Source organism: Mesorhizobium calcicola (genome assembly GCF_042682105.1).
Classification (GTDB): Bacteria; Pseudomonadota; Alphaproteobacteria; order Rhizobiales; family Rhizobiaceae; genus Mesorhizobium; species Mesorhizobium calcicola.
The window spans coordinates 90,801-109,571 of sequence record NZ_JBHUGY010000003.1 but is presented as its reverse complement, the minus strand read 5'-3'; the positions used below and the strand labels follow the sequence as shown (position 1 = coordinate 109,571).

Sequence of the window (18,771 nt, the reverse complement as noted above, 5' to 3'; positions counted from 1 at the left end):
CCAGCCAAGCGGTTACCAAGTATTCCGTGCGATCGAGTGGGGACAGCTCAGCCAAAGCACTTGGAATGAACGCCGAACTAGTACCTCTGCACAGAGGTTATGACGGGTTGAACCGGCTGAAGTTTGGGTAGGATGTCGTGGTCGACGAGCAGTTGGATGCTGCGCGCGACACCTGGTTGCCTGCGGATGAGGCCGGAGCGTTCGAGGGTTAGCACCATCTGGTGGACGGACGGCGGGGTGACGCCGAAATAGCGTTGCATGTCGCGTTCGGCCGGCGGCTGGCGGTTGATCTGCATATAAGCCCAGATGAAGGCGAGGTACTGGCCCTGTTTTTCGGTGAAGCTGGGACCCGCAGGCGTTTGCCCGTCAAGTAATTGATTCAATTTTCGATTCATCCGGAACCCTTGGCAACCGAGGAGGCTTTCTGGATGAATCTACGCTATCGTGTCGATCTCGACCAACCCGAACGCGATGAACTCACAGCGATGCTGGCAGGCGGCAAGCAGCCGGCTCGCAAGCTCAAGCGGGCGCAGATCCTGCTCGCCGTCGACGCGGGCTTGGGTGACGAGGCCATTGCCGCGACGGTGGTGGTCGGCGGCTCCACTGTCTATCGCACCAAGCGCCGCTTCGTGGAGATGGGTCTGGAGGCGGCGCTCAGCGAAGAGCCACGCGCAGGCGCGCAACGCAAGCTGACGGGCAAGGAAGAAGCCCTGCTGGTGGCCACCGCCTGTTCCAGTCCGCCGCCGGGCCGCGCCCGCTGGACCCTGGAACTGCTGGCCGGTGAGTTCGTCAAGCTGACCGATCACCAGGAACTGTCGCGCGAGACGGTGCGCCGACGCTTGGCAGACAACGATCTCAAGCCCTGGCGCAAGGACATGTGGTGCATCCCCAAGGTCGACGCCGAGTATGTCGCGCGCATGGAGGACGTGCTCGACCTCTATGCCGAGGCACCGGACCCGAAGCGACCGGTGGTGTGCTTCGACGAAAGCCCGACCCAACTCATCGGCGAGGTGCGACAGCCGATCCCGGCCGAACCGGGCCGGCTTGAGCGGTATGACTGCGAGTACAAGCGCAACGGCACCGCCAACCTGTTCGTCTTCCTCGACGCACACCGCTCCTGGCGCAAAGTCAAGGTCACCGAGCGGCGCGCCGCGGAAGACTTTGCCCATTGCATGCGCGACCTCGTCGATATCCATTACCCGCAGGCCGAACGCGTCAGGGTGGTGCTCGACAATCTGTCAACCCACTCGGCCGCCGCGCTCTACCAGGCTCTGCCTGCTTCACAGGCGCGACGCGTCCTTCGACGGCTGGAATTCCACTACACGCCCAAACACGCCAGCTGGCTCAACATGGTCGAGATCGAAATCGGCGTCCTGCGCGGCCAGTGCCTCGATCGTCGCATCAATAGCTATGATCGCCTCGTCGCGGAGACCGCTGCCTGGGAGCACCTGCGAAACACCAGTGGCGCTCGCATCAACTGGATGTTCTCTACCGAAAACGCACGCCTTAAGATGGCCAAAGCCTATCCCAAGCCGACTTCCAAAGAGTCATAACCTCTGTGCAGAGGTACTAGTCCGCCATCTGGGCGGCGCTTCAGCCACGGGCGAAGACGGGAAAGGAAGCTGCAATGTTCTAAGCTGCTCTAGCCGTTGTCGCCAAAAATTCTCTGAAGGCGCCAGCAATTCATGGGTGGCAGTTATGCTCCGCGCCTGTTCCTCGCTCAAGATCGGAAGGCGATCACCTTTATCCAGATTGGAGTGCCTGGCGAGGGCTCGCGCGTCCAGCGCCTGCCCATCGGGGCCGCCAAATCCAACATCGACATCCTCTGTACCCGTCGCCACCCGCCAATGGCTGGAGTGGACTTCAAGCAGGCAACCTGCCGGAACGCCCGAGCGTTGAGGCCGCACCTCCAGGCGCCTGATTGCGACAACCTCATCACCTAGGAGCGCCTTGGGCAGACACAATGGATTGGGATGATACGGGCCAAAGTCTAGGGCACGCGTCGTCGTTGACAGATCTTGCGCGGATCGATCCCATCGCAGACAGCCTGCCGCATCTGGGCGTCGACGTTTCGGAAAATAGCTTCTGTCCCCCAGCGCCTGCGGGTGGGCCGTAAGCTTCCCGCTCTCGAGGCCAGTTAAGAGCTCGCGGAAACCCTCGATCGCGGCTTCATAACATTTGAGGTTCAGGGTCTGTGCAGTATCGCCGGGCGCAATCAACACTTGGCGTTGAACGACAATGTCACCCGTATTAACACCATCATCGATCCGATGCCACGTGATGGCATATTCGGTCTCTTGCGCCAGCAGCGCCCAAGACGTTGCGTGCGTTCCCGCATATCGTGGCAATGGACCGTCGTGGTAGTTAAATGCACCTCGACGCGCTCGCCTAAACACGTCCGGTGGCAATATGAACGGATTGGCAACGGAGAAAATCCAATCCACTGGCTCCGCCTTCAAAAAAGAGCAGAGCTCTTCAAGACTTTCCATGCTCGGGATATTGGCGTGAGCCGCCCAATCCGCGAATATGGCGTCACTACACAGGGCCGCACCAATGACATGGCCCGTCGCCATTGCCAGCTGAGCGCAGCGGATTGCGAGCGTACCACTGCCCACAATGATGCCGGAGGAGATTGATCGCGGTGCAAGTTGCCTATCCCGACGGCTTGGTTGGAAGGCACTTCCGCGCACCCGAGAAGACCGATATGCCATCTTTATCCCTCCCGCAGTCCACCCACCAAGCTGGGCAATTCCCGCCCAAGCCGCCGCGCCACGTAGCGGCCCAAACCGGTCACACTGGTTCGGATCTGTTCGGGAGTAACCGCGCTGAACGCTAATCGAATCCTGTAGTCTTGAGAGTCATCCAACGCGAAGAAGCTCATGGGCATAACGATGACATTGTCATCTCTTGCACACTCGTTCATGCTCTCCGCGCTAAATCTGAAAGGAAGATCGAGGGTCAGGAAGAAGCCGCCGGAGGGGCGATTCCATCGAATCTGATCCGAGAACGGCGAAAACACACAATCCAGCTGACTCAACATAAGGTCGCGATTGGCACGATACCAATCCAGCGCCGGCCGTATCCAGCCACGCAAGCTTACCCCCTGTTCGATCAACAGCCCTGCCACGATCGCTTGTGTAATTTGGCTCGTATTGAGGGTAACGAAACTCTTGCGCTGAACCAGATCTTCCCAAAGTACTCGGCAAGCTCCCGCGTCTCCAAATATCGTCTCGGGCAGTATCGCAGCTCCCACGCGGAGAGATGGGGTTAGCGTCTTGGAGAATGTAGACAGGTAGATGACACTTCCTACCTCATCCAAAGCGGCCATCGGAGGGATCGCATCACCTTCATACCGAAATAGCCGATATGGGTTATCCTCCAGAATGATGACCCGATGTCTGGCGCACACTTGAAGTACATCGCGTCGTGCGGCCGAATCGAGAACGCGCCCGGTCGGATTATCAAAATCGGGGATAAGATATACCGCCCGAGCCCTCCGACCATTTCGGCGCAATTGCAGGACTGCGCGCTCGATTGCCTCTGCAACGCAAGGCCCTGAGTTGGGTAAGGCTGCAACGGCGACCCTTCCGGCCTTAGCTGCACCGGTTGCGCCAACGTAGGTGGGGTTGCAGACCAGGATCACGTCCGAAGGTTCGGGACACAGCGCCGGCAGGCAGACAGCAAGCGCCTCCTGGCAGCCTGACGTGATTAGTACGCGATCAGTCCTCGCGGCAACCCCCTCATCGGATCGAACCTGTTGTGCAACGAGCTCGCTGATGAGGCCGGCAGTTCGTCCATACTGCAACAACTGAGAGTGTACTTGCCCACCTCCGTGATCGCCGGCTGAATACCGCTCATAAACCACTAGCGCATTCAACAGTGCCTGGGGGTCAAGCCTATCGAAGAACCGATCACTTGGTCTGCCCGAGGCCAGGGAAATCGCCGACGGAAACGAACCCGAGACCTCGTTTAAGAAGTTCATTACTGAGGTTGGCGGCATATTATCCATCGTGGACCCCACGCAGAACTACCGGCAAGGTGAGGATCACACCAGTGTGGGTTCGACAGCAGCATTCCGTTGAAACCAGCGGCACGGGCTAGACCGGTTTCAGAAATAGCCGTCTGATTGGCGAGTGTGATCGTCGAACATTGCTCTTACTCCGATTGTGGAGGGCTTTGCATTTTTCGTGCCAAGCGAGAAAAACGCGTCTAAACAAGACGGTCGCTATAAAACTGCCATGACGAGTGTCTGACATCGAACATCGGGCGATCCAAATTTGGCCCGGTATACTGGACTCGCCTGCTCGTCTTCCGTAGTTCGCGGTTGCAGGACTCCTTCCGCGGCCGGTGACTGAGCGACAGTGTCTCCTGCCTTTCCGTCATCAATAGGTAACGCACCTTCAACACCATGGCGGTGTCTGATGCTTGGAGCTATCGACCGGAATAAACCGCCAGGCGGCGCTTCGCACATGGCCTCGGCATCCGCCCAGATTTTTGCGCACACGGGCAGCAAAGGGGCGATCGCATCATCTGACGGTTGCTGGTGATCGGTGCCACAGCCGTCATGCCGCTAGCCCGATGCACATTTCGCTTGCGGCCTCCTTCGGCGGACTTCGGGCCCGCCATCAGCGGACCTCGCATGACTAGTGGCATCGATGCTGTGGATTGCAGGTCGGACTCATGACTGAATCTGATCGACCGTGACCGCAATACAGTCGTGCATTCCACGGCCGCCTACACATTGGGGGACTGGGACCGTCCATGTTCGCTCAGTATTTCCCGGACTGCTCCAACTGCTCAAAAAGTTCTTGGACGTTGTTGTCGAGAAACCCTTCCTCGCCGTTCCGATGTACAAGTTCGATGCTCAAGCCGGTGTTAGGGCATCGCGAAGAGAACGCCTGTGTTAGGCCCGGTCCGCTTATTACGGCTGTGTCAAACGACAGCCCTCGCTTCTTGAGGACCTCGATCATCGCCGACACATCGTCCACAGCCAGCGCGACATGGGCCAGACCTACCCCAAAATGCTCGACAAGTTGAGACACCTGCGACTCTGGTTCTGTGCCTTGACAAAGTACAAAGCACATCCCGTCGCGAACCATCTCCGCGCACACCATACCAGTCTTTTTACCCTTTATGTGGAGTCGGCGCCTGAGGTTAAAACCAAGGACACCTTGAAACAAATGAATAGCGTCTTCCAGTCTATGAACGGCCAAGGCGATGTGGTCGATCCCACGAAATCGCAGGTTAGTGTGGTCATCCACCTGTGTGGTGTCTTGCGACGCGCTGTCAAATGACACGTTTATGGGATGACTCATTTCCAGTTCCTTCTCTTTGGATAACGCATTTGGACTCTCGACTGGGCATGTATGCTGTATACTGTAGGTTGGGCGAGAGTAATGATATATGTGTCATCTCTTTCGCCCACCGGCGGGTACCAGCCCGGTTCCAAGCAGGCTCAACTATGATATGGCGGTCACCATCGTCACGAATCTTGCACTCGGGGGTAGCCGAGCGCCCTCCGCGGCTCATGTGGCACCGTTGGATCCTAGAACCGGTCCAAGCGATCATATTCCCTATGGGGTCGGTGAGCCTTGATCTAGATCAAGGCGACGCGTATCGAGCCTCATTAAAATCCCAGCCGCGGGCTCGCGACGGCAACCGTCCTGTTCGCTCTGGCTCGAACGCTGCGCATCCTCGTTGCGGTCGAGGCTGCGGGCGACGCGTTCGGCGGCGCGATGGAAGACGTTGGTAAAAGACCAGAGCAGGTCGTCGAGATCGGGTTCGAGCCTGGTGTCGCCGAGCATGCCCGGCGAAGGTCTCGACGATCCCGGCGAGGCCGGCCCGGATCACCTCGTCGTCGGGCAGCGGGCGCGGGTCCGGCTCGTCCTGATGCGGACGATGGCCGTACATCTGGAGTTCGAGGATGACGCGGTCAGTCGGTGAGGAGGCGTGATAGGGCTCGTAGGCGTCGTCGAAAGGAAGCTCGTAGGTCATGGCGTGTCTCCGTCGGTCGTGGCCGCGCCGATCGCGGCCTGACAGCGCATCCCCGCCGCGCCCCGGGCGCGGCCGCACCGAAGGCCGAAGCGCAAGCGGAGGACGGCGCAGCCGTTGCGGCCGTGACCGGGGGGTGGCAGGGGTCGCCTCTCAGGCAGGCCGCGGGCGCGGCCCCTCCGGCGGACCGCCGCCCCATGCCTGCAACCTTCCGTTGACGCCGCCCCTGCCCGCCTGCCGGACAACTTTCCGGCTTGGGCCGCTCATCCGGACGGCAGAAAGAGACGGGCATCATCGGGGGTCAGCTGGCCCCGCAGCCAAGCCACGAGGCGGGCCGGGCCGAGCTGCCGGAGATCGTCGTTGAAATCGCCGAGCCGCGGCCGCAGCACCAGGGCGAGGATCCCGGCCTCGCCTGCTCGCTGGCTGAGACGCTCGATGCCCTGCCGGCCGGCGGCGTCCGCATCGGCCGCGATGTAGAGGCGGGTACAGCCGGGCGGGAAGATCAGGCCGGCGAGGTGGTTGGCCGAGGTGGCGGCTGCCACCGGCAGCGCCGGCATCACCGTCCGGAGCGAGGCCATCGTCTCGAAGCCCTCGCCGGCAGCCATGACCGGGATAGGCGTACCGGGCTGGAAGCCAAGCCAGATGCCGTTGCCCAGAAGGTGGCCCAGCGAGCGACGGGGATCGACGAGATGCGCCTTGCCGTTGCCTGCAGGATCAAGCCAGGTACGTTGCAGGCCGGTGATGCCACCATCGAGGCCGCTGACGGCCGCGATCAGCGCGGGAAGCGTCTGCATCTCGCCCGTCACGAGATCCCGGTAATAGCAGGCGGGATGGAAGCGCAGGGCGCGCTCGCGCGTGGAAAGCAGAATGCCGCGGCCGGCAATGTAACGCTCGGCGAGGGTGCCGGCGATCGGCTGCGACATGGCGAACAGGCGACGCGCGGCGTCGGGCGAACCGCGTGCCGCGGCAGGTTGGCGCTGCGCTCGAAGGGTCTGAGACTGCAGTGGGGACCGCGGCATGGCGAGGAAGCGACGCGCCTCGTCCGCGACCTCGCGGAAGTCCGTAAGGTTGCAGCTCGCCTCGATCACGTCGAGCAGGTCGCCATGTTCGCCGCTTTGCTCATCGACCCATTTGCCTGCTGGTCCTTTCGCATTGGCTTTCAGGCGGACGTGCATGGAGCGGCCGCGCGTGTTGCGGACATCGCCGACGATCCAGTGATTGCCCGAGCGATGACCGTTGGAAAGATATTCGCGGCACACCGCCTCGGCATGATCGCCAAGGCGGTATGCCAGATCGGAAGCCGAGCCGGTCATGATCGCGGCCCCTCAAGCCGCTGCATCGGTGCCGCCGAAACCTTCGGTCATGGCGGTACGCAGGAAAGCGGTGGTGACAGGCTTGCCCTGCTCAGAAAAGGTAAAATCTGCGTCGCCGCCTGATAGATCGCCTGGCCGTTGCCGAAGGCGACGGGTGCCGGCGTACCGAGGGGAGCGGCCGTCCGGGCGACAGCCGATGTGGTTGTGACGATGTTCATGGAGATGTCCTTGGCGAGAGGGAGTGGCCACCGCGCCGGCACGCTCTCCGCACCGGCCGGGCCGATCTTCCCCCGGCCCCGGTCTGCCTCTGGCGCGATCACCAAACGGCTTGCGCAGCGCGCAAGGCCATGGGTCAATGCGCAGACAGGGAGATGGCGGCGAAGCCGCGCAGGTGATGCGACGGTTCAGGATTGGAAGGGAGGTCTTTGAAGAGGGAGCGCCTGACCTGCAGTCTGCACTGGCGAACGCCTATGCCCGCAGGCAGCGTCCACTATGCCTGTGCCGAGAGCCGCAGGCTTCCAGAGAGAATTGTTGTTGCTGTGGAGAGCAGATCCGAATCCGGCCGGCTCGCAAATTGTCGGAGAGATCACGTTGATGGTCGTGTCCGAGAACTGGATTCCTTCCGAGACGGCCCTGAAAAGGGTTCGTCGGTGCGCTCGGCCGGCTTCGCGACAACAGCGTGAAGGGATTGCGCTACGACCTGCAACCCGGCCAGCCGATCGATCTCCTTGTCCCCCCGGGCTGGAGCGGACGAAGTGTTCGAGGATACGCCGCAGGGATATGATCGTGAACCGGCCGGAGGATGGCGCGTGGACCTGGTGGGTCGGCGATGCCGATATGCCGTCACTGCCACTTCGACCGTTGCGCCGACCCGTTGTTGGAGGTTTCAGATGATCTTAGACGAGGCCTAATCTCTTCTTCAGCTCGGCATTCTCCTTGCGCAGATGTTCGGCAAGCATGCCTTTCAGTCGCTCGTTCTCTTCCTCGAGCGCGAGCAGATCCTTGAGATCGCCCCTATCCTGGGCAGGCGCTGCGGCCTTCTTCCAGAGATAATAGGTCTGTTCGGATATACCAGCCTGACCGACGGCACTTCTCATGGTGGCGCCGCCGGCGACCGACTTCTCGATTTGCGTAAGCTTCTGCGAGCGTTCCATTTGGGTGTGGACCTTTCGTCCGGTCCGAACTGCTATAGCTGGGACCTCGGCTGCCTTCAAAGCGGGCTTGGCGCCATTCGTTCGCGCAGGCTTATTGGGCGCGGCCTTTGTCTTTCTCGGCCGTGAGGTTTTCTTTTTCGTCTCGAGCGGGATCAGCGTGGCAGATGCTTCCGCCATACTTTGTGGTGATTCGGCTTCCTGAGGATCGGTCATGTATTGCTCCACTTGCTGATTGCATTCATCTTCTGCATCAATAGAGCCGGCCACAGTGTCAACAGGCCGAGGATTTGGCAGAACTACTACCTCTGCATCCCTGGCCACCTTTGCCGCCACAGCGGACAGGTCAACATCGCCCCAAATGGAACGACCCGCTTTTTGAACGCCGCGCTTCTGTTTAACCTCTACGATGAATGGTCGGGTCTGCCGCTTCATATGCCTTTCCTGGTGAGAAACGATTTGCCGATAGATCGCTGTCTCTCGGGCAGAGCTTTTATCGAAAGAGCCCGCGGGAGGGCAAGTGTCGTTTTCAACCGATTAATACTCGTGAGGATGGCACGCTGGCGTCTCGTTTGGCAATGGCTTCTGTCTCGTGCGGCTGGTTGAACGATGCATCGAACCCGGCCTTCCCGCGGGCGCGACTTTGCCGAGCGGCACCGGCCAGCTTGCGCGCGGGAACATCGGCAGGCCATTCGGCCGCGGCTTCGATGGAAAGCTGAGGTAGCGCTGGAGATTGGCCGCGAGGCGGGGGCGGACCTCGCCAAGCAATTGTCGACGGCGCAGGTCCGGCGTGGCCGAGGTCGAATGCGCTTCATAGATGCGCTCGTTCGCCAGTGGCGGCTGCTTAGGAGGGGTCCGCATCGTTGCCCCTTCTCCTCTTGGCGTGTGCGCGTATCGCCGACATGCGGCTGTCGATCTCATCGTCTGACAGGTCCTCGAGCCGTTTCAGGATTGTGCCGTCGCGGCCGCCATCGACCAGCACTGCACGCTTGCCGTGGTGCTCGACGGGCCAGGCGTCGGGATTGATTTCGCCGGCAATTCCCTTGAAGTCGGGATGGGTCGTGTTCCAGATCGCCTCGAGCTTTTCCTCTCGGGTCATGCTGTCGGTCGCGCCCGTCTCGCGGGCGATGATGGCTGCCCGCATGGCGTCCGGGCTGTGCTTGTCGGAAAGGTTACAGAAACCGTGGAACCAGCGTTCGCGGCCGCGGATCCTGATCGCGAAGAAGACGCTGGTGACGTAGCCGGCCTTGTATTCGGACATGCCGAACATGCCCGTCCGCCGAAACAGCGGCGGCAGGAGGCCGAGCATGAAATGGTATGCTGACGCTTCCACCTCAAACCACTCACCCTCGTAGGGGGTGCCGGATGAAGGATCGATGCCGGGGGTGCCACGGTGCCTGTTGAACAGCTGAAACATCTGCTCGCGGCTGGCGATCCCGTTGTGGACTTTGCGGAAAGCCGAACGGTGTGACATGGCTTTGCTTTCGGAATGGCCGCGCCAGCCGCTCGCGCGGCATGTCGCGGGCAGTGGAGATCGGCGGTTTTGAAGGGAGTGTCGAAGTGGGGCTGGACGTCGGCGAACCGAGCCGGCAGCGGGGGGACGATTGGCGGGAGGGCGTCGTTTAGATGACGGCGAACTTGCGGGTTTCGAGACGGGTCATCGCTCTTTGCCTCGATCTGACATGGGAAAAGCACCGTCAGGGATTTCGCGTCGGCGGTGCCCTGGGTTGTCGGCGCAAAAGGGTCTGCGGCCGATCAGGCGGCGCGGAATTGGGACGCGTTCGAATCGCGACGGCTTACGCCGGTGATGGCGCGGACGGCGGCCGCAAGGGCGGGAATATCGTCGAGCATGGCGAGCGCGACGAAGTGGTTCGGGCCGCCGCTGTAGTCCTTGCGGCCCTTACAAGTCCGGATCAGAATGCCGTGGCCGGACGAAAGCCCGAACTGGCCGACCTGGATGTAGGCGCACGCGTGATGCAAGGTTACTTCACCAGAGACAGCTACCCCAGCCCTGTTGGACCGGAGGTCGTAGCTGCCGGACGGCAGGTCGAGTTCGGCGGCGAGCTTCTTCAGCCTTGAACGGACCGTAGTATGAAAGCGTCTCTTTTGCTGCTCGTCGTAGGAGCAGCTCTTGTCCCACTGGAACATATCGATCTCCATGATGCGAAAGTGCCCGGGCATCGCTGCCGCGATCCCAGGCTGATAAACGTGCTGAAACAGGAACGGGGCCCGGGCGTCATTGCCGGGCCCAAATGTGGATCAATGGCGCTGCCTACTCAGCAGCCTCGAGCTGTTCGCTCGCGTCGCCGCCATCGGAAGCGGGATCGCCGGTCGAGGATTCCGCGTCGGCCTCGAGGAACGCCGGCAGGTCATCCGCCGCCTCATCGAGTTCCTCGGTGCCGAGCACCTCGCTATCCGTCACCTGATCGACGAGATCGGAGGCGCCGCAATCGGAACGACGCAACGGCTCTGGCAGCCAGTTCGATCCCTCGAGAAGTCGGGCGGCCTCACGGGCCATTATCTCCTTCTTCATGTGGTCGATCAGCTGCGCGGAGTCTTCGCCACGGGCTTCGCGGGCAGCCTGCAGAATCCGCGCCTTGGTGAGACGCCCGAGGAACTCGACCGTGGGCGTCCAGCCGGCGTCGACCATATCGAACTGAAGTGAGTAGGCCAGCACGTCGGCATGCTCGAGCGCCCGCGGCCGCCTGTTCCACGGTTCGACCACCGCATTGAGGGTCAGCGAGACGCAGTGGGCGAACAGCGCCTTGCGGCTTGCCTCGTCGAGGCCGAGAAGGAAGTCCCACAAGCCGTCCGTCTCATCGGGCAGCTCACGGTCCCAGGCTTCGTGCCGCTCGTCGATTTCCTTCGCCCAGGACGTCTCGGCAAGCCCGTCGACCTGGCTGAAGCTGCCGCTCTTCAGGCTGATCTCAAGGCAGCTATCCGGCGCGAAGCGATAGAAGACCTGCAGGACGAAGGCATGGGGTGCCGCGACGAAGGCGATATCGACGTCGCCGGCGAGCGCATTGCGCAGCGCCAGCGTCCGCTGCGCGGTCAGGTCGAAGACGAGCCGATCGGGCAGCGGCTTGATGCCGTCGTCCTCGCCGTCGTCGCCAGAGCTGTCATCCACCGGCTTGCCGTTGACGACAACGCCATCGCCATCGTCGTCGCCGCTAGACCGGGCTTCGCCCTCGGCGTCCCCTTCCTCGCGCTCATCGCCACCGCCGGTCTCGGGCCGGGGCTCGTCCTCGGCGCGCACGAAACCGGCCTCGACCTGGAGCTTGCCGTGCGCGGCAAGCGTCACGAACACCCCGGCAATGCCCTTCTGGGCGGGGTCGTAGCTTTGAGGACGGTCATCGATCGCATCGAGCTCGGCGCCCAGCTGGTCGAGCTTCGCCTCGATTGCCTCGTCGGCATCCTCGGCCGCGGCATAGTCCGCATCGAGCTTGTCGTGTTCGGCCTTCAGCGCGTCGTAGCGTTTGATCTCCTCGGCGCTGAGCTCCTGGGCCTCGGCGTAGATGCGCCGCATGCCGGAGGTGTGGCCATAGGGAAAGCTGATCGCCGCCTCGACCCATTTCCAGCCTTCCGCACGGATCGCCTCGGCATCCACCTTTAGCTTGTCGAAGACCAGCTGCTCGAGCAGTGCTGCATCCTGGAACCAGCCGCCGGAATCCTGCTCGAACAGGTCGCGCAGGACAACGCCGCCGGCCGCCTCATAGCCTCATAGGCTTCCGCGCCGACATAGACGGCCCGGCGATCGTCTGCGCGTACCGTCGTCTCGGTCAGCAGGCGCCTGATGTAGTAGGGTTCCTGCGTGTGCGAGTTGGATATCCGCTCCCAGATCTGCTCCTGGCGCGCGTGGTCGTCCGAGATCGAGAACGCCATGACCTGCTCGAGCCGGATTTCGTCTACACCCCATCAAATAGCTTGTGGTGTCGCCGCCGCATCAAGCGTTGTCCTCGCTACGCTGCGGGAACGCTTGACCCGGACGTCTACGTGCCTTCCTCGATATGCCCCGCCAGTATCGCCCGGAACCATGACGGCCATGCGAACCAAACAGGACAGTTGCGACACAGAACCTAAAAGGTCGGCGCGCCGCAGGTTTTCGGCAATCGAATCCTCTTCGGCCGAGGTCTCTTGCCTGCGGTTGACGATGCAGGGGATCGGCTCGTTCTTCGCCAGGCGCTTCTGCTTGATGAGGATGCCGAGCGCGAGATAACGCCGGCCGCCGGCGGGCACCTCGAACGTGCCGGTCTCCTCGCCATCGCCGTCAAGCACGGGACGGACGTTCAGGCTCTGCAGGAGCTTGCGCCGGCCGATGTCCTCGGCGAGTTGTTCGATGGTGACGCCGTCCTTGATGCGTCGGACATTCTTCTGCGACAACATCAGTCTGTCGTAGGGGATGTTCTCGGCGGCGTTCATTGCGATCTTCTGAATGGCCTTTGCCATGGTCAGGGTCTCCATGACGGACGGCCCGGGGCCACTCCCCGAACCTCCAAGCCCGTCACGAAACCTCCCCTCCCCCCTCTGCCTTTTATGGCCTCGCGCCAGCGCCGAACGCCTGTCGCCGCAGTGTGCTGGACTGCGGGTGGCAAAGGCGCTATATATCTTCCATGGATGTGGAAGGATTATCGTGTCATGTCGGGATTCAGCCGCGAGGTGCTCACTGCCAATGAAGCGGCGTCGGTGACGCGTGTGCCGCTCAAGCAGGTGCACCGCATCATCGATGCCGGATTGCTGCGCGGTCGCGTCGAGACGCGGCGCGGCAGTCGCGTCATCGTCGGATCGGGTCTTGTCGGGCTTCGACTCGCCTGGCTGACGTCTCAGACGCTGACGCCGGCGGCGCGGCGGCGGATCGTGAAGAATGCGATCGCGGCCGAGGCTGTGACCATGGTCGCGGACGATCCGCTCAGGGTCGACCTGAAGCCTATTACCGCCGAGGTGAAGAGCGGCCTCGGGCGGTTGAGGAAGGCGAAGGCGATGGTGGTGCGAGATCCAAATGTCCTCGGCGGCCAGCCGGTCTTTGCGGGAACGCGCATCCTCGTCCATGATGTCGCCGAGATGCTCGCCAACGGCGACGCGGCCGAGGCGATCCATGCCGCCTATCCGCAGCTGACCCTCGACCGGATATGGCTCGCGGCCGACTACGCGCTCGCCTATCCCCGCCGCGGTCGTCCGCCCGCAAAGCCGGCCTGGCGTGCCGTTCCGGCGAAGTCGTCACGCACGATCGGTCTCGACGATCTGCCGGCTGCTTCGTGAAGTTCCTGATCGACGAATGCCTGAGCCCCGAGCTGGCAAAACTCGCGCGGGAACGAGGATTTACCGAGTCGAACCACGTTCGCTGGCTGGGCCTGGCCGGCGCGAAGGATCATGTGGTGACGCGCCGCGCCGTCGACGACGGGTACATCCTGGTCACGCACAATACGACGGACTTTCGCGGCCTCTACGGCCGCGAGGAAATGCATGTCGGGCTGGTGGCCTTCAACACGGCTCTCGGTCTGATGAGCCTCAACCTGCAGACACGGCTCTTCCTGCTTACTCTTTCCGAGCTCAGCGGCGAGGAAGCTTGGAATGAGGTGCTGGAGATTACAGTGGACGCAGATCGTATCGTCCGGGTGGAACGCTTCTCCCTTCCGGGCTGACGACACTATGAATCCGGCTCGCAGATCCCGACACGACCGAGCTGGCTGAGAGCCTGCAGCATGTTGGCATGGTCCATAAGGATATCACCGCCTGCCAGTCGACGGTGACGGTCTTGCTCGTGCTGCGCGTTCGCTCGTGCCGGACAGATCCTCGAATTCAGCCATGGTGGTGTAGAGCTGAGGCCGGCCGCTCATGTCCTGCCCCTTCCCTCGTCGACCGGCACGGTGTCGAAGCCGGCTATGTTCCAGACCTCGGCGCCGGCCGCCGCCCAGGCAGTTGCGACGGCATGCAGCGGCGCATAGGAGAGGCCGTGCCAGGACACGGGTTCGGGCTCGCGCCCGACGGCGACCATTGGGCCGCGAAGGGTCAACTTGAGTACGGCATCGAAATCGACATGGCGGCTGTCGAGGACTGGAAGGCCCGCCGCGATGCACTGGGCCTTGATATGCTCGCGGCCATAACCGGAGAGTTTTGCTCCGGCTCGATAGTGCAAGGTGAAGCCGCCGCGGCCTATCGTGAGATGGCCGCCCACGGTCGCGGGTGCCGCCGGCAATGGCTGCAGAATAGTCGGATTTGCCATGTTACTGCGCGGGTCGGCTCCCTGGGCCAGACGCTGGATCAGGGCGGGCTCGGCGCGAGTACTCGCCCAGTTGTGGAAGGTGGCCGAACCGCAAAGCTGTCCCGACTTGAGAGGCCCCGCTTCCGGCAGATCGACGTGGAGCGGGAGCGGCGGAGTGGGAGAACCTGATCGCCCAGCATATTCAGGTCCGCGCCCTGTTATAACGCGCCAGCGACAACAGGAGAAGCAGGCTGGCCCGCATCCGTCTCATTGATGATCGCGGATTATGTCTGACAGGCTTCAGCGAGTGCGGGCTGCTGCGCGTGCATCCAGTCGGCGGCCTGCTGCGCCTTGCTCGCGGCAGTGAAGATGGCGCGGGGATCGCCATTCAATTTCTTCAGCCACGAGGCAAGATACGCAGCGTGATCTGGGCGCGGATGATGGGCAATCCCTTGATCTGCAAGGACAAGTCCGCTGAGAATCTCCGCAGCATTCTTCCGCGGCATAGGCGGCCGAGCCGAACCTGCCAGAAAGATCGCGGTCTAGCCGGTGCTTCGCACCCGAGGCGTGGCCGCATTCGTGCAGCATGATGCCATAGAACGACGCAGCATCGCGGAAGGAAGCGAAGTCCGGCATGAATACCGTGTCCGAAGACGGAAGATAGTAAGCTTCCGATCCGCCGAAGACGGTCTTGATGCCGAGGTTGGCGATAAACGCCTCCGCGTGCGCGAGACGCTCGTTCTCCGGCAGCGTGTCCGTCGGCGGGCGCTCGTATCCGTTCACCTGAGCGACATTGAACACCGAAAATGCCCGGGCGAACATTCGCCGGTGGCCACCTTCGTCATCGTCGCCATCGTGCCCAGCCGGCTCGGAGAACGCGATCTGCTTCCACAGCACGACAGTGGTCGAACGCTCACCCTTGCGTACCTGCGCGCCAGCGTCCTGCCATTGACGGTAGGTGCCCCATAGACCATCGCCGTAACCGGAGGCCATGGCTGCGACCCAAAGTGCTACCGTATTGATGCCGCGGTAGCTTTTGCCAGACGATATATTGGTTGGGCGCGTAGCGCTCGTCCCGTTGTGGAACCAAGGCGCGCGCCATTCGCCTGCACCTTGCTCGATTGCGGCGATGATCTCCGCCGTGACGCGGGTGTACACGTCTGCCCGATCCTGAACCGCCATGATCAGGCCCTCCCTGCGCAGGAGGTGTCAGCGCTCAAGAATACAGTTGCAAAATGACCTAAGCCAGGCACCTTCCACATGTTGTCGCCGGTGCCGTTGCCTGCGATCTTCATGACCGCTGCGACAAGCTCATGGTCCCATATGCCATAATCCGGGCCGGTGACGGCGCGAAGCTCGATGCCCCCGTCTTTTGCCTCGAAGGTTTTCACAAGCTCGCGATGGGACAGCAGGCCGTGCTGCAGATTGATGCCGGCGAGCGGCGCTGGAAGCTGGCGCAGATAGGTGGCCGGCGCGCAGACCAGGCTGGCGAGTTGGCCAAAACTCCAATGCGTGGGTGCAACAGGGGCTTCCGCATCGGGCAGCATTAGCCTCAGGCGCTCCGAATCGTCGCGGCCGGCGTCGACGCGGATCAGTTCGCTTTCGACGAGGCGGGTCTTGCTGCGTTCGGTTCGCCATTTCACCGAATTATGGAGATCGGTGAGAGAAAGGTAGCGCTCGTCGGCCGGCCGATTGAACCACTCCGACGATACGCGACCGATGCGCTGGCCGCGGCTGACGTCGACCTTGTAACCGGCACGCGCGTTACGGACGGGCGTGTGAATTTCCATTTGTGTCATGGTTGCTGCTCCGCGGCGGACGCCGGGAGCCTCTCTCCCGGACCTTCACCCGCCGCCGCAGGCCCGCCCGCCCTCTACCTCTGCCGGCATCCCCGCCCGCCGCCAGAAGCGCCGGCATTGCAGCAGAGTTCGCGCCAGGTGGCTGGCGCAGAAAGGTGAAGGCCGGCAAGGTCTGGTGGCCCTATTCGGCCTTCGGTAATGCATGTATGAAACGAGCCGACGTCATGGCAGGCGCAGACCGCACCAAGCTCGGTATTGAGGGTGTAATTGGATGTCGAGCAGGTTCGTCCGACCCGTGGTGGTGCAAGTTGGCCGACATGACCGTGAGCGCGTCATTTTCGATGTGAACGACGCGGCCACGATTCTGCTCCGGAGCTTCCAGGATCAGACGAAGAAGCGGAAACTGGCTATGAATGCATGCCTTCAGGTTCTGCGTGGCGAAGCCCACCCGCTGGTTGCCAGACGGGCTTTCGTTGTGGCGGCGTTAGAAGCGAAAATTCTGCGCAGTGATTGAGTTCCAAGAGGATAATAGCCTCAATTACTTCAAACTGGTGCAAAGTCAGTAACGCAGACGAACGAACGCTTACTCTTGTAGCCGCGATACATAGCTGCGTATCGAGTGCTGCGGTCGTCGCGCAAGATTGATTCGTTGGATCATCCGCCAAGCTCAAGTTTGTGGCGGAGGTCTTTCCGGTTGGTGGAACGCAACCCTGTCGTCGCCGCCAGAAGAGCCGCATTGCTTCTCCGGCACGCCGTCGGCGCTGCCCCCTTGCGGATCTTCACGACGACGGGCTCGCCGTCGATTACCTGCATGAGGGCCTCTGGAGTTGTCGAAGAAGAAGCCGCCTTCACGCACATGCAGGGCGGGCAAATCGATGACGCCATGGTCGTCGGCATCTTCGATATCGAAGTCCATCCCGGTGGGCTCGCCGTCATAGAGAGCTTTCGGAAGGAGATTGATGTCGGCCGACAGCGCGGCGTCGAGGCCCGCACCCTGGCGGGGCAAGCATGTGTAGGTTTCGCCGAAGGGCCCGGACATCAACGCGTGCCGGCCGAGCACAAAATCCGGATGCCGGGCGAACCAACGGTGCCCTCGTCATTCGCGGCTGGCCGGACCTCCTCGATGTCGAGCCAGGATAGATCGCCCTCGGGCTCGCCGACCTTGCGCTTGCGCAGGAACAGGATGTCGACCACCACGTTGGTGCCGGCCTCAGTGCGAAAACTGCGTTCCGGCAGGCGGATCGCCGCAATCAGGTCGGCCGATTTGGCGATGTGCTCGCGGGCAGTGCCATCGGCCTTGTCCATGGTACCGGCGCTGGTGACGAAAGGCCGCGAAGGCGCCGGGTTTGAGAAGATTAATCGAGCGCGCAATATCGTGCAGGCGCAAGGACAGCGCGCCATAGGCCCGGTCCGAAAGAACGGTGCGATCGGAGAAGGGCGGAATATGTTCTGCAGAACATATTCCGCCTTGGACTAACCCGCTCCGCCACGGCGCGGCCCACATGCTGCCACGAGGGCCCTCCCGCAGCAGGTCGTGGCGCATGGCGGCGCCGATCACAGACTCGGGGAGATGGCGCTCCTCGCGCAGGTAGCGCCAGGTCCTCGAGCCCGGCTACGGCTTGCGGCGGACGCTCCAGCGAGCGGCCACGTCGAGATCCGGCTCGCGATCCCGGGCCCGCCGCTTCCACACCGGTTCGCGCGGCTCGTACCCGACCAGCCGGGCAACCAGCATCTTCGCCGCCAGACCTCAATCGCCAAGCACATGTTTCGAGCGCGGCTGCGAGGAAAGACCTGCGAGCGCACGGTGGAATGGCCCTCACCGCGCGGTACCGCAGACAGGCGTGTGAGAACCCTAAGCCCGCACGATCTTGCAGGCGGCGATCCACTGCATGGCAGATATTGGATCTTCCAAAATGGCGGCTCGCTTGGCGAAGTCGAGAAAAGCATGGCGTGCAGCGCTTACGGGTTTCTGCCCGTCACATGCATCATAGCATGCCCGAAGGGCAGTCTGATGAAGCCGGTCACTTTGATCTTCGGGCCAGTCATTGAGAAAATCGATAGCGTCCGCAAGGCTGGCGATTTCTTGTACGATATACGTAGCGCGCCTCACGAAGATGGGGCTGCTGAAATCCTCCGCGTTCATTCGCTGCTCCCAACTTGCTGAACACTCACTCTGCGTAGAGCAGTCCGCAAACGGGCCGACCATCGCACAATGTGCTGTCGGGCCCGTGACCATTCAAGGGGGCGCAGAAGTACTCAAGCGCCAGCGCCTGCGCAGCTCTAAGCTGGCCCAGCTCTCGCTCAGCTTCAGGCACGAT

At 62.2% G+C, this 18,771-nt stretch carries 17 protein-coding genes and 6 pseudogenes; 5 read left to right on the top strand and 18 right to left on the bottom strand.

The genetic code is table 11. From position 1 onward, the window contains the following. Nucleotides 1–77: 77 nt before the first annotated feature. A complete protein-coding gene (locus ACFSQT_RS01750; protein WP_245330990.1) occupies nt 78–383 on the bottom strand; it encodes a LexA family protein in 306 nt (101 codons plus the stop codon). A gap of 45 nt (nt 384–428) precedes the next feature. Between ACFSQT_RS01750 and ACFSQT_RS01745 the strand changes: the two genes are divergently transcribed. Continuing rightward, nucleotides 429–1,553: an IS630 family transposase gene (locus ACFSQT_RS01745; protein ID WP_379016738.1), complete on the top strand. Its 1,125-nt coding sequence runs from the start codon at nt 429–431 to the stop codon at nt 1,551–1,553. On the opposite strand, the gene ACFSQT_RS01740 is transcribed toward ACFSQT_RS01745, so the two are convergent. The 6 genes and pseudogenes from ACFSQT_RS01740 to ACFSQT_RS01715 form a co-directional block, all read right to left on the bottom strand. Continuing rightward, nucleotides 1,548–2,711: a formyltransferase family protein gene (locus tag ACFSQT_RS01740; RefSeq protein ID WP_379016736.1), complete on the bottom strand. Its 1,164-nt coding sequence runs from the start codon at nt 2,709–2,711 to the stop codon at nt 1,548–1,550. The two genes, ACFSQT_RS01745 and ACFSQT_RS01740, sit on opposite strands and share 6 nt — an antisense overlap. 2 nt (nt 2,712–2,713) lie before the next feature. After that, nucleotides 2,714–4,009 (bottom strand): aminotransferase-like domain-containing protein, encoded by a 1,296-nt coding sequence (locus ACFSQT_RS01735; protein WP_379016735.1) that lies wholly within the window; start codon nt 4,007–4,009, stop codon nt 2,714–2,716. 760 nt (nt 4,010–4,769) lie between these two features. Beyond that, nucleotides 4,770–5,315 (bottom strand): VOC family protein, encoded by a 546-nt coding sequence (locus ACFSQT_RS01730; protein WP_379016734.1) that lies wholly within the window; start codon nt 5,313–5,315, stop codon nt 4,770–4,772. A gap of 342 nt (nt 5,316–5,657) precedes the next feature. After that, nucleotides 5,658–5,994: pseudogene (locus tag ACFSQT_RS01725) on the bottom strand (hypothetical protein); the annotation flags it as partial. 260 nt (nt 5,995–6,254) lie between these two features. After that, on the bottom strand, nt 6,255–7,304 hold the full coding sequence (locus tag ACFSQT_RS01720) for a DUF7146 domain-containing protein (RefSeq protein ID WP_379016733.1): 1,050 nt from the start codon (nt 7,302–7,304) through the stop codon (nt 6,255–6,257). A 47-nt stretch (nt 7,305–7,351) separates the two neighbouring features. Next, nucleotides 7,352–7,522, bottom strand: coding sequence for a hypothetical protein (locus ACFSQT_RS01715; protein WP_167481048.1), 171 nt, complete (start codon nt 7,520–7,522; stop codon nt 7,352–7,354). 137 nt (nt 7,523–7,659) lie between these two features. Between ACFSQT_RS01715 and ACFSQT_RS01710 the strand changes: the two genes are divergently transcribed. After that, a complete protein-coding gene (locus ACFSQT_RS01710) occupies nt 7,660–7,899 on the top strand; it encodes a DUF1173 family protein (protein WP_120019181.1) in 240 nt (79 codons plus the stop codon). 301 nt (nt 7,900–8,200) lie between these two features. Here ACFSQT_RS01710 and ACFSQT_RS01705 read toward each other — a convergent pair whose 3' ends face one another. From ACFSQT_RS01705 to ACFSQT_RS01685, 5 genes and pseudogenes are all read right to left on the bottom strand, one after another. Further along, nucleotides 8,201–8,890: a transposase gene (locus ACFSQT_RS01705; RefSeq protein WP_379016731.1), complete on the bottom strand. Its 690-nt coding sequence runs from the start codon at nt 8,888–8,890 to the stop codon at nt 8,201–8,203. Between the two features lie 102 nt (nt 8,891–8,992). Then, nucleotides 8,993–9,316, bottom strand: a complete 324-nt coding sequence (locus ACFSQT_RS01700) for a hypothetical protein (protein WP_379016730.1) — start codon at nt 9,314–9,316, stop codon at nt 8,993–8,995. After that, nucleotides 9,300–9,929, bottom strand: coding sequence for a DUF1419 domain-containing protein (locus ACFSQT_RS01695; protein ID WP_120019183.1), 630 nt, complete (start codon nt 9,927–9,929; stop codon nt 9,300–9,302). Before ACFSQT_RS01695 ends, ACFSQT_RS01700 begins: the two co-directional genes overlap by 17 nt. A gap of 281 nt (nt 9,930–10,210) precedes the next feature. Next, nucleotides 10,211–10,603: a hypothetical protein gene (locus ACFSQT_RS01690; protein WP_379016729.1), complete on the bottom strand. Its 393-nt coding sequence runs from the start codon at nt 10,601–10,603 to the stop codon at nt 10,211–10,213. A 124-nt stretch (nt 10,604–10,727) separates the two neighbouring features. Then, nucleotides 10,728–12,901, bottom strand: a pseudogene (locus ACFSQT_RS01685) (ParB/RepB/Spo0J family partition protein). A gap of 189 nt (nt 12,902–13,090) precedes the next feature. Here ACFSQT_RS01685 and ACFSQT_RS01680 point away from each other — a divergent pair. Together ACFSQT_RS01680 and ACFSQT_RS01675 are read left to right on the top strand one after the other, a co-directional pair. Then, a complete protein-coding gene (locus tag ACFSQT_RS01680) occupies nt 13,091–13,711 on the top strand; it encodes a DUF433 domain-containing protein (RefSeq protein WP_208646577.1) in 621 nt (206 codons plus the stop codon). Then, on the top strand, nt 13,708–14,094 hold the full coding sequence (locus ACFSQT_RS01675; RefSeq protein ID WP_379016728.1) for a DUF5615 family PIN-like protein: 387 nt from the start codon (nt 13,708–13,710) through the stop codon (nt 14,092–14,094). The genes ACFSQT_RS01680 and ACFSQT_RS01675 overlap by 4 nt, the downstream gene beginning before the upstream one ends. A gap of 191 nt (nt 14,095–14,285) precedes the next feature. On the opposite strand, the gene ACFSQT_RS01670 is transcribed toward ACFSQT_RS01675, so the two are convergent. The 3 genes and pseudogenes from ACFSQT_RS01670 to ACFSQT_RS01660 form a co-directional block, all read right to left on the bottom strand. After that, on the bottom strand, nt 14,286–14,675 hold the full coding sequence (locus ACFSQT_RS01670) for a hypothetical protein (protein ID WP_379016726.1): 390 nt from the start codon (nt 14,673–14,675) through the stop codon (nt 14,286–14,288). A 263-nt stretch (nt 14,676–14,938) separates the two neighbouring features. Beyond that, nucleotides 14,939–15,836, bottom strand: a pseudogene (locus ACFSQT_RS01665) (ArdC family protein). Between the two features lie 44 nt (nt 15,837–15,880). Beyond that, nucleotides 15,881–16,453, bottom strand: a pseudogene (locus ACFSQT_RS01660) (hypothetical protein); the annotation flags it as partial. A 271-nt stretch (nt 16,454–16,724) separates the two neighbouring features. On the opposite strand from ACFSQT_RS01660, the gene ACFSQT_RS01655 reads away from it, so the two are divergent. Further along, nucleotides 16,725–16,967, top strand: a complete 243-nt coding sequence (locus tag ACFSQT_RS01655) for a DUF982 domain-containing protein (RefSeq protein ID WP_379016725.1) — start codon at nt 16,725–16,727, stop codon at nt 16,965–16,967. Between the two features lie 225 nt (nt 16,968–17,192). Here ACFSQT_RS01655 and ACFSQT_RS01650 read toward each other — a convergent pair. The 3 genes and pseudogenes from ACFSQT_RS01650 to ACFSQT_RS01640 form a co-directional block, all read right to left on the bottom strand. Then, a pseudogene (locus ACFSQT_RS01650) lies at nt 17,193–17,894 on the bottom strand (lactate dehydrogenase); the annotation flags it as partial. Nucleotides 17,895–17,957: 63 nt separating this feature from the next. Then, nucleotides 17,958–18,041, bottom strand: a pseudogene (locus ACFSQT_RS01645) (hypothetical protein); the annotation flags it as partial. Nucleotides 18,042–18,305: 264 nt separating this feature from the next. Continuing rightward, entirely contained in the window at nt 18,306–18,596 is a 291-nt protein-coding gene (locus tag ACFSQT_RS01640) for a DUF982 domain-containing protein (RefSeq protein ID WP_379016724.1), read from the bottom strand. Between the last annotated feature and the right edge of the window lie 175 nt (nt 18,597–18,771).